Annotated in this window: 9 protein-coding genes; 2 read left to right on the forward strand and 7 right to left on the reverse strand. The window is 49.2% G+C overall.

The window, feature by feature from the left end:
• Positions 1-25: 25 nt before the first annotated feature.
• Positions 26-472 (reverse strand): Fe-S cluster assembly transcriptional regulator IscR, encoded by a 447-nt coding sequence (gene iscR, locus NSCA4_RS0107465; RefSeq protein ID WP_003764827.1) that lies wholly within the window; start codon positions 470-472, stop codon positions 26-28.
• A 357-nt stretch (positions 473-829) separates the two neighbouring features.
• Between iscR and NSCA4_RS0107470 the strand changes: the two genes are divergently transcribed.
• Positions 830-2,002, forward strand: coding sequence for an alpha-hydroxy acid oxidase (locus NSCA4_RS0107470; RefSeq protein WP_016687547.1), 1,173 nt, complete (start codon positions 830-832; stop codon positions 2,000-2,002).
• Positions 2,003-2,133: 131 nt separating this feature from the next.
• Here the strand turns inward: NSCA4_RS0107470 and NSCA4_RS0107475 are convergent, their stop codons facing one another.
• From NSCA4_RS0107475 to NSCA4_RS0107495, 5 genes are all read right to left on the reverse strand, one after another.
• Complete coding sequence (locus NSCA4_RS0107475) at positions 2,134-2,916, reverse strand: TrmH family RNA methyltransferase (RefSeq protein WP_036538257.1); 783 nt, start codon at positions 2,914-2,916, stop codon at positions 2,134-2,136.
• 173 nt (positions 2,917-3,089) lie between these two features.
• The gene (locus tag NSCA4_RS0107480; protein ID WP_255265289.1) at positions 3,090-3,665 is read right to left on the reverse strand and encodes a sigma-E factor negative regulatory protein; all 576 of its coding nucleotides are present in this window, start codon (positions 3,663-3,665) and stop codon (positions 3,090-3,092) included.
• Positions 3,666-3,711: 46 nt separating this feature from the next.
• Positions 3,712-4,311 (reverse strand): RNA polymerase sigma factor RpoE, encoded by a 600-nt coding sequence (rpoE, locus tag NSCA4_RS0107485; protein ID WP_016687550.1) that lies wholly within the window; start codon positions 4,309-4,311, stop codon positions 3,712-3,714.
• An 82-nt stretch (positions 4,312-4,393) separates the two neighbouring features.
• A complete protein-coding gene (gene tilS / locus NSCA4_RS0107490) occupies positions 4,394-5,737 on the reverse strand; it encodes a tRNA lysidine(34) synthetase TilS (RefSeq protein ID WP_016687551.1) in 1,344 nt (447 codons plus the stop codon).
• 93 nt (positions 5,738-5,830) lie between these two features.
• The gene (locus NSCA4_RS0107495) at positions 5,831-6,790 is read right to left on the reverse strand and encodes an acetyl-CoA carboxylase carboxyltransferase subunit alpha (protein WP_016687552.1); all 960 of its coding nucleotides are present in this window, start codon (positions 6,788-6,790) and stop codon (positions 5,831-5,833) included.
• 218 nt (positions 6,791-7,008) lie between these two features.
• Here NSCA4_RS0107495 and NSCA4_RS0107500 point away from each other — a divergent pair, with 218 nt between their 5' ends.
• Positions 7,009-7,410: an RNA-binding S4 domain-containing protein gene (locus NSCA4_RS0107500; protein ID WP_016687553.1), complete on the forward strand. Its 402-nt coding sequence runs from the start codon at positions 7,009-7,011 to the stop codon at positions 7,408-7,410.
• 149 nt (positions 7,411-7,559) lie between these two features.
• Here NSCA4_RS0107500 and NSCA4_RS0107505 read toward each other — a convergent pair whose 3' ends face one another.
• Complete coding sequence (locus NSCA4_RS0107505; RefSeq protein WP_016687554.1) at positions 7,560-8,678, reverse strand: hypothetical protein; 1,119 nt, start codon at positions 8,676-8,678, stop codon at positions 7,560-7,562.
• Positions 8,679-8,818 lie beyond the last annotated feature (140 nt).

Raw genomic sequence — 8,818 nt, forward strand, 5'->3', positions numbered from 1 at the left:
GCTCTTTCTTTTTCTGTAATGCTGCTTAATGGATATGTGTAAATTGGATGACGTGGCTGCCGTCATCGCTGTTTTTCTGTTCGATGATGCTTTGCAGGGTAACGCTGCTGAGGTAATCGTTGATGGTTTTGTTCAGATTTTCCCAAAGGTCGTGCGTCAGGCAGGGCGCGCCGTGGTGGCAGTTGGCTTTACTGCTGCATTGGGTGGCGTCCAGCTTGTCTTCGGCGGCGGAAATGATTTGGGCGATATTGATTTGTGCGGGAGGGGCGGCGAGGATGTAGCCGCCGCCGGGGCCGCGCAGGCTTTCAACCAGCCCGGCGCGCCGCAGTTTGCTGAATAGTTGCTCGAGATAGGAAAGCGAAATGCTTTGGCGTTCGCTGATGGCGCTGAGTTTGACAGCGCCGGTTTGCGCGTTCATCGCCAAATCGATCATGGCGGTAACGGCAAAACGCCCTTTTGTGGTCAGTCTCATGGTAGTTGCCTGTGTCGGCTTTTTTATAGTGGTACGATTGTCTAATATCTGAGTGATTCAGTCAAGTATATTCACAAGACTTCCGATTGTTTGTTTAAATGACTGTACACATTGATTTTTATTTCTCTCAAGATTTTTCTTTTTTATCCGAAACTTGGATCCGAGGTCATCTGAAAAGTACTATCGCCCCGCTCTTTGCAGGGTTAAAACCATTTGCTTTATAATTGCGATTGATATAGATTATTTAATTCGTACTAAATCATTATGGTATTGCAAAAGGTCATCTGAAACCGCCCTAATCCGTTTCAGACGACCCACGCTATAACATAAGCAACCCCTTAACAGAGGCAATCAACAATGAAACTCGATTTGAGCAAAATGACCTGCATCGAAGACCTGCGCCTTGTCGCCAAGCGCAAAATGCCGCGCATGTTTTACGATTACATCGATTCAGGTTCCTGGACGGAAACTACCTACCGCGAAAACACTTCGGATTTCAAAGACATCCGCTTCCGACAAAAGGTATTGGTCAATATGGAAGGTCGTAGTTTAGAGACCAAAATGATCGGGCAGGATGTGAAGATGCCGGTGGCGATTGCGCCGACTGGCTTTACCGGCATGGCACACGCAGACGGCGAAATCTTGGCGGCGCGGGCGGCGGAGAAGTTCGGCATTCCGTTTACTTTGTCCACCATGTCTATCTGCTCGATTGAAGACGTTGCCGAAAACACCAGTGCGCCGTTTTGGTTTCAGCTTTATGTGATGCGCGACCGCGAGTTTATGGAAAACCTGATTAAGCGCGCGAAGGATGCCAAATGTTCGGCGTTGGTTTTGACCGCCGACTTGCAGGTTTTGGGGCAACGCCACAAAGACATTAAAAATGGTCTGTCCGCGCCGCCGAAACCGACCATTGCCAATTTAATCAATCTGGCAACCAAGCCCGAATGGTGTATGAAAATGTTGAACACGGAACGCCGAACGTTCCGCAACATCGTTGGACACGCCAAAAACGTCGGTGATTTGTCTTCGCTATCTTCGTGGACTTCCGAACAATTCGACCCGCGCCTGAGCTGGGACGATGTGGCACGCATTAAGGATTTGTGGGGCGGCAAGCTGATTATCAAAGGCATTATGGAACCTGAAGACGCTGAAAAAGCAGCGAAAAGCGGCGCGGACGCATTGGTCGTTTCCAATCATGGCGGCCGCCAACTTGATGATACCGTATCCTCCATCAAAGCCTTGCCCGACATCGTCAGCGCAGTAGGCAGCGACATCGAAGTTTGGATGGACAGCGGCATCCGCAGCGGTCAGGACGTCCTCAAAGCATGGGCTTTGGGCGCAAAAGGCACGATGATAGGCCGTGCGTTCCTCTACGGCTTGGGCGCATACGGCGAAGAAGGCGTTACCCGCGCGCTGGAAATCCTGTATAAAGAAATGGACATATCCATGGCGTTCACCGGTCATCGCAATATTCAAGACGTTGACGCCAGCATCCTGCAAAGTACGCGCTGGCCTGATGACAAATTTTGATTGCTTTGAAACACCAAACCGGCGGTTAAACAGATTAACCGCCGGTTTGGTGTTTTGAGTTTGCAGAAGATAAGGTTTCAGACGACCTTCAGTGGGCTTCTCCTAAACTGACCGGTCGTCTGAAAGTGTGCTTACGCGAGACGTTGGCGCACTTGCTCGAAAAGGCATACGGTTGCCGCCATGGCAACGTTTAACGACTCGGTCTGTCCCAGCATCGGGATTCTGACGCTGCCGTCGACTTTTTCCAAAATTTCCCGACTCACGCCGCTGCCCTCATTGCCGAAAACCCAAGCGCAAGGAGCGTTTAAATCCAGTTTGTACAAGTCGGAGGGATTGCGCCCGTCCAAAGCGGTCGCCCATATTTTGTCCTGATAGGCATCCAGCCAATGCGGCAGGGAAACGCGGCTGTATATGTCCAGCAGAAAATGCGCCCCCATACCTGCGCGCAATACTTTGGGCGACCAAATATCGACGCAGTCATTACCCAACACAATCTGCCTGACGCCCGAAGCTGCCGCGCTGCGTAAAACCGTACCCACATTGCCCGGGTCTTGCAGCCTGTCCAACACCACGCAGTCGCCGCTTAAAGGCAAATCATCTTGCGGCGGAATCTCTATCCAAGTCATCACATCATCGGCGTCATTCAGACTGGTGATTTTAGACAAGGCTTCGTTTCCGACCCAAGTAATACGATCTTCATCCAAGCTGCTGATTAAATTTAGGATTTCAGGATGCGTGTTTTTACTTTCGGGCAAATACACTTGTTTGGGCGTGTACCCCGCCTCTAAATAGACCTGCAAAAGATGCACGCCTTCTAACACGGTTTGCCCATATTCCCGGCGTACTTTAGATTGTGAAAGCAGCTTGGACAAATGCTTGAGCTGCTCGTTTTGCGCGGAGGTAATCAATTTCATGTGCCGCATTATATAGCGGATTCGAATTAAAAGGGTACAGCACAATAGCACCCTTCTTCTTTCAACCTGCTTTTCAGACGACCTCAAGATACATCCGTTCAAAAACAAAATCCCTTCCCGAATAGCTCGGGAAGGGATTTCTCTGCTAGATGAAATCTGTATCTCTATGCAATTTAATGAACGGCGGAGGAGTCCTGTTGAATCTGCACTTCAGTTCGAACCGTAGTCTGACTCACACCCTTTTCATTCTTTACAGAATCAGGGAGTACCACAGCGTCCGAAGCATTTTTTACTATCGGATTAGCAGCTACGGGCACAATATGTTTCTGCTGGTTTTTGGTATCAACAGCTTTTTCCGCAACCATGCCTGACGAATCGCCCTTCACTTGCGGACCGAATTGCCATACTGCAACGGCAACGGCAACCACGCTGGCGGCAACGGCAAAATAATTGAAGAATGAACTGTTCGCAGCTTGAACGTCCTTAACAGGCAACGCAGCGGCAACTTCGGCTTCATAACGTTGCTTATGTTCTTCACTGATTTCGGCAAGCGTAGCGGTAAATGCTGCGCTTTGCATAAAGTCAGCATCACGTCCGGTGCCTGCTTTGTAACGCACGCAATCGCCAATCAGATGGTATTCGTACCACGCTTCTGCGGCAGCATCTTCTGACAAAAGACGGTCAAGCATTTCATCATTTACTTGATTGCTATCCATCAGCATGGAAACATATTCTCTTGTTGTATTCATTGTTGTCACCATTTCATTGTCCCACCTAATCTATAAACCTGTTTTTTTACCATCTTTGATTTCCTGAGGTTTCCAGCAACGGCCTCAAATCTTTTGCTATGACTTCCCGCGCCCTGAAAATGCGGGATCGAACGGTCCCTATCGGACAATCCATAATCTTAGCTATTTCTTCATAAGACAAACCTTCCATTTCACGAAGGGTGATGGCTTTTCGTAAGTCTTCGGGCAAATGTGAAATCGTCAACTCTACTGTGTGCAAAATTTCCCGATTGATCATTTCAGCTTCCGGCGTATGGTAATCCGCAATCTGATCCGATAAATCCAGAATATCGCCGTCTTCATTGGCGGCCTCTGCGCTGACGAAGGGTAATTTCCCTGAGGTTACTAAGAAGTTCTTGGCAGTATTGATCGCAATACGATACAACCAAGTATAAAAAGCGCTGTGTCCTCGAAAATTCGGCAACGCCCGATAAGCCCTGATCATTGCCTCTTGCGCCACATCGTTGACTTCGTGTTCGTCTTTGACAAAACGGGAAATCAAGCGGATGAGCCGACGCTGATATTTAGACATCAGCATCTCGAATGCTTTTTGTTCGCCTTTCTGCGCGCGCTCCACCAAGGCCTGATCAATCTGGCGATCATTCATATCTTACCTTTTATAATAACTGCATTATAAGCTATAAAGTAGTAAAGCGTGCTGTGCCAGTAAGAGACAACTTTCGCCGCATTTAGTTCCATTTATATCTCAAAAATTTTCCGTAAACCGGTAAAAAACCGTCAATCCCTTGAAAATCGTGGCTTACTTTAAGGTTAACAATAGCAATGCAGTTTCCGTCAGTATTTATGATAATCGGCCAGCATTTTCTGACGAACGGTACAGTATGGTTTTCTTGCAACACTTTCTTAACGTTTTTATACAAAAACCCTACATTCATCATATCATCACTGCCCGCCGTCCGAATGATTCCTTCTTCTTCCAAGACCGATTCCGGCAATCCGTTGCGGTGTGGCACCAGAAAAAAACCGTTTTCTTGGAGAATATCTTTCAGACGACCTCTGACTTCTTTTCCCTTTATCCAATCTGCGTCTGCAAACTGGCTTTGTTTCAATATAAATAAAAAATCCCGGTATAAACATACCGATGTTTCACCAAACTGCCATTGTGCAGTTTCCGCTTCCAACAGTATCCGCGCAAAATCCGCCAGCTTTCTCGGAGAACTTTCCGCGATCCCATTCTCCTTAAAAAAACGCCAAAGAATCCGGCTGCGGCGTGCTTCGCTGAATGTCTGCCAACGGCTGACTTGGAAGCGTCCGCTCTCACAAACCGTCTGATAATCCGCATCGACAACTTCGTCCAAAATCGCCAAATCGGTTTGCAAAGAACGAATGTTGGCACAAACATGACGGTCGAAATTCGGAATGCGCTCCCGCCAAACCGGCAACGCTTCGTAACGCATCCAATTCCTTAAAAAGGCTGTATCGGCATTACTTTCGTCTTCGATGTTCGGCAGGTTGCAGGCAGCGGCGTAGCTTTCCAATTCTTCTCGGGAAAACGTCAGCAGCGGCCGCCAAATTTGTTTTTCATCATTCAATTTGCGCCATTGCGGCATGGCGGCAAGTGCTTTGATGCCGCCGCCGCGAACCGCCGCGAGCATGAATGTTTCAATTTGATCATCCTGATGGTGCGCCAACGCGATGACACCGGAGGGGTCGTCTGAAAACGCCTGATAACGTGCTTTCCGTGCGGCGGCTTCAATCCCCAATCCGTCTTTTTTGACTTCAACTTTTACGCTTCTGAACGGCACATTCCATTTTTGGCATAAACGTGTGCAAAACGACAGCCAGTCATTCGCATTGCAGCTCAATCCATGATGAACATGCAACGCGTGTACTTCCAATCCAAGCTCTTCCCGTAAACACGCGAGCATATGCAGCAACACCACCGAATCCAAACCGCCGCTTAGTCCAACCGTTACCATACAACCATCCGGAAGCAAACGCGCCGAAAGACGCAGGGTTTCCAACAAACTGCGGCATTGAGGCGGAAGGTTTTCAGACGACGTCGGGTTCATATGGCGTAATGTATGCTTTGTCAGCAAGGCAAGTTCTTAGAAATGAAAAAGCAGGCAGGGGGGCTTCTGCCTGCTTTTCTACACATTAACTGTTTACTTATCCGTAAACTTACCGTAAGCCATAATCCGGTCGAAACGGCGCGACAGCAAATCCGCCATCGGCATATTTTGCGCTTCGTACAACTCGGTTTCCAACACCGTTTTGACATTTTTCATGGTCGTTTCAAAGTCGCGGTGTGCGCCGCCCAAAGGCTCGCTGATCACGCTATCGATCAAATCCAATTCTTGCAGGCGTTTGGCGGTAATGCCCAAGGCTTGCGCGGCATCTGCCGCTTTTTCGGCGGTTTTCCACAGAATAGACGCGCAGCCTTCCGGAGAAATAACCGAGTAAGTCGAATATTGCAACATATTGACGTAATCGCCGACCGCAATCGCCAGCGCGCCGCCGGAACCGCCTTCGCCGATGATGGTACATAAAACCGGCACACGCAGGCGGGTCAATTCGTACAGGTTGCGTCCGATGGCTTCGGACTGACCGCGCTCTTCCGCGCCGATGCCCGGATACGCACCCGGCGTGTCGACAAAAGTCATCACGGGAATATTGAATTTCTCAGCAGTCTGCATCAGACGCAGTGCTTTGCGGTAGCCTTCAGGGCGCGGCATACCGAAATTGCGGCGGATTTTTTCTTTGGTGTCGCGGCCTTTTTGATGACCGATAACCATCACGCTTTGTCCGTTGAAGCGCGCCAGACCGCCGACGATGGCATAGTCGTCTGAATAATGGCGGTCGCCGTGCAACTCTTCAAAATCGGTGAAAATGGCTTGGATGTAATCTAAGGTGTAAGGACGTTGGGGATGGCGTGAAACCTGCGAAATCTGAGCGGGCGTCAGCTTGTTGAAAATCGATTTGGTCAAATCGTTGCTTTTCTTTCGCAATCTGGCGATTTCATCGGAAATATCGACGGCGGATTCGCCCTGCACAAAGCGCAACTCTTCGATTTTATTGGTTAATTCGGCGATGGGTTGTTCAAAATCCAAAAAAACTGGTTTCATAGGGTGAAGCTCTCGGTAGGGACGCTGCCGCTATCATACGCCAATCAGGCATATTTGGCAGCATTTCTCATTGGGGATATGCCGCGCAAGACGGCAGATAATTGGGCGGATGCCTTTTCAGACGACCTTTTACAACGATATAGTATATCTGCACTAAACAAATGAAGTGCCGTATCTTATGATAAACTTCCATTCAGTTCAATCATTTCAAACAGTCTATGAAAAACGACCACGACAATACGGCGATGCGGCTCGACAAATGGCTCTGGGCTGCGCGCTTTTTCAAGACCCGCGCGCTGGCTCAAAAACATATCGAATTGGGCAGGGTTCAGGTCAACGGCGCCAAAGTCAAAAACAGCAAAAACATCAGCGCGGGCGACACCATCGACCTGACGCTCAATTCGCTGCCTTACAAAATCAAAGTATTGGCACTCAACCACCAACGCCGCCCCGCGCCCGAAGCGCGCCGGCTTTACGAAGAAGACATGAAAACCGCCGCCGAACGCGAAGCGCAGAAACAGCTCGACCAAGCAAGCCGCATCAGCGCGGCGTACCCCGACGGCAGACCGACCAAACGCGACCGCCGCCAACTCGACCGCATGAAGCGCGACAGCTGGTAGGATTTGAAGTTCGTCTTGGTGGAATCACACTTTTCAGACGACCTGTATCGGAAAGATAGGTACAGGTCGTCTGAAATCTTATCCCAACCAAAACAGGCAGGTTTTCCCTGCCTGTTTTTCAGTCTCTACAAAACCTTTGTCCAAATGGCTTAGAATTTGTATTCCACCTGACCGCGTAAAACGTTTACGTCTTGTTTAGTGGTACCGGCAGTCGGGGTAACTTGTTTACCCGCCAGGTAGAAGCCTGATACTTTCCAGTTTTTCCAAGGAATATAAGTTGCGCCGATTTGTACGCCTTGTACGTTTTTGCTGTAATCCTCGGCCGAAGATACACCCGAAAGTGCGCCGACTCTTCGGTAGTTCAGGAAGGCATCGTAGGAATTGCGGACTTTCCAGTCGGCGAGTTTGTAGCGGACTTCAGTGAACACGCCGTCGTTTTTGATTTTTTGTCCTGCGTCGTTATAAGCTTTGATGTTGGACTTGCTGACCGCCGCCATCCAACGCCAATCGTCGTTGAATTTAACATCCGTGCCGATTTCGCCGAAGACGGCATTTTTCTTCGTGCCGCGTACGTCTATGTCTTTCATGTAGCTGACGGTTGCACCGACGTTGATGTTTTCGTTAACCGGCAGGCTGCTTTGAATGGCGGCAAAATGTTTGCGGCGGCCGCCTATGCCCCATGCGTTGTCGTTGAGGTTGCCGGTAAAGCGGCCTGAGTAGATTTTGGTGGGCAGGGTTTTGTTGTCAAAGAAGATTTCGCCGCCGGTTACTGCGGTATCCCAAACGCGGCCGTAGGAGGAGAATGCGCCGAATTTACCTGCACGGGCTTTGATGCCTTCGGTAATCGTACCTTCGACGTAGAGTTTGTTTACCGGAACATCGTGGTCGCCGTTGAATTTACCGGTTTTCAAGTCGATGTTGGGTTCGATTTGGGTAACCAGTTTCCAGTCTTTGTAAAGCTTGGCGCGCAACCAGAATTCGGCGTTGAAATTGGTGTTGGAGGCTTCGGGTGTGGGATTGGTGCTGCTGTTGTTGGCATTGATGTCTTTAGTGTCGGCACGGACGCGGAATGAGCCGTTTACAGTCAGCAAATCGTTGAAAATACTGATTTTGTCTTCGTCTTTGCGGATGACGCTGCCTGAATTGACGTAATCACTTGTCGTCGCCAACGCGGCGGCATCGCGCTCAGCGTCGGCGGTTTCTGCAAATGCGAAAGATGATGCTGCCAAGGCAGCGCATACAACGGCAAAGTTTTTTTGGATGTTCATGCCAAGCTCCGATTGAGTAGTAAAAGGTATTTTTAATGAAAAATTCCCAATCAATATTTGTTAGGAATTTATAGTGGATTAACTTTAAATCAGGACAAGGCGACGAAGCCGCAGACAATACAGATAGTACGGCAAGGCTA

This window comes from Neisseria sicca 4320, from assembly GCF_000193735.1.
GTDB classification, from domain to species: Bacteria; Pseudomonadota; Gammaproteobacteria; order Burkholderiales; family Neisseriaceae; genus Neisseria; species Neisseria sicca_E.

Coding starts and splice junctions, on each gene's coding strand:
- iscR (WP_003764827.1), bottom strand. CDS start 472: ATGAGACTGACCACAAAAGGGCGTTTTGCCGTTACCGCCATGATCGAT.
- NSCA4_RS0107470 (WP_016687547.1), top strand. CDS start 830: ATGAAACTCGATTTGAGCAAAATGACCTGCATCGAAGACCTGCGCCTT.
- NSCA4_RS0107475 (WP_036538257.1), bottom strand. CDS start 2,916: ATGAAATTGATTACCTCCGCGCAAAACGAGCAGCTCAAGCATTTGTCC.
- NSCA4_RS0107480 (WP_255265289.1), bottom strand. CDS start 3,665: ATGAATACAACAAGAGAATATGTTTCCATGCTGATGGATAGCAATCAA.
- rpoE (WP_016687550.1), bottom strand. CDS start 4,311: ATGAATGATCGCCAGATTGATCAGGCCTTGGTGGAGCGCGCGCAGAAA.
- tilS (WP_016687551.1), bottom strand. CDS start 5,737: ATGAACCCGACGTCGTCTGAAAACCTTCCGCCTCAATGCCGCAGTTTG.
- NSCA4_RS0107495 (WP_016687552.1), bottom strand. CDS start 6,790: ATGAAACCAGTTTTTTTGGATTTTGAACAACCCATCGCCGAATTAACC.
- NSCA4_RS0107500 (WP_016687553.1), top strand. CDS start 7,009: ATGAAAAACGACCACGACAATACGGCGATGCGGCTCGACAAATGGCTC.
- NSCA4_RS0107505 (WP_016687554.1), bottom strand. CDS start 8,678: ATGAACATCCAAAAAAACTTTGCCGTTGTATGCGCTGCCTTGGCAGCA.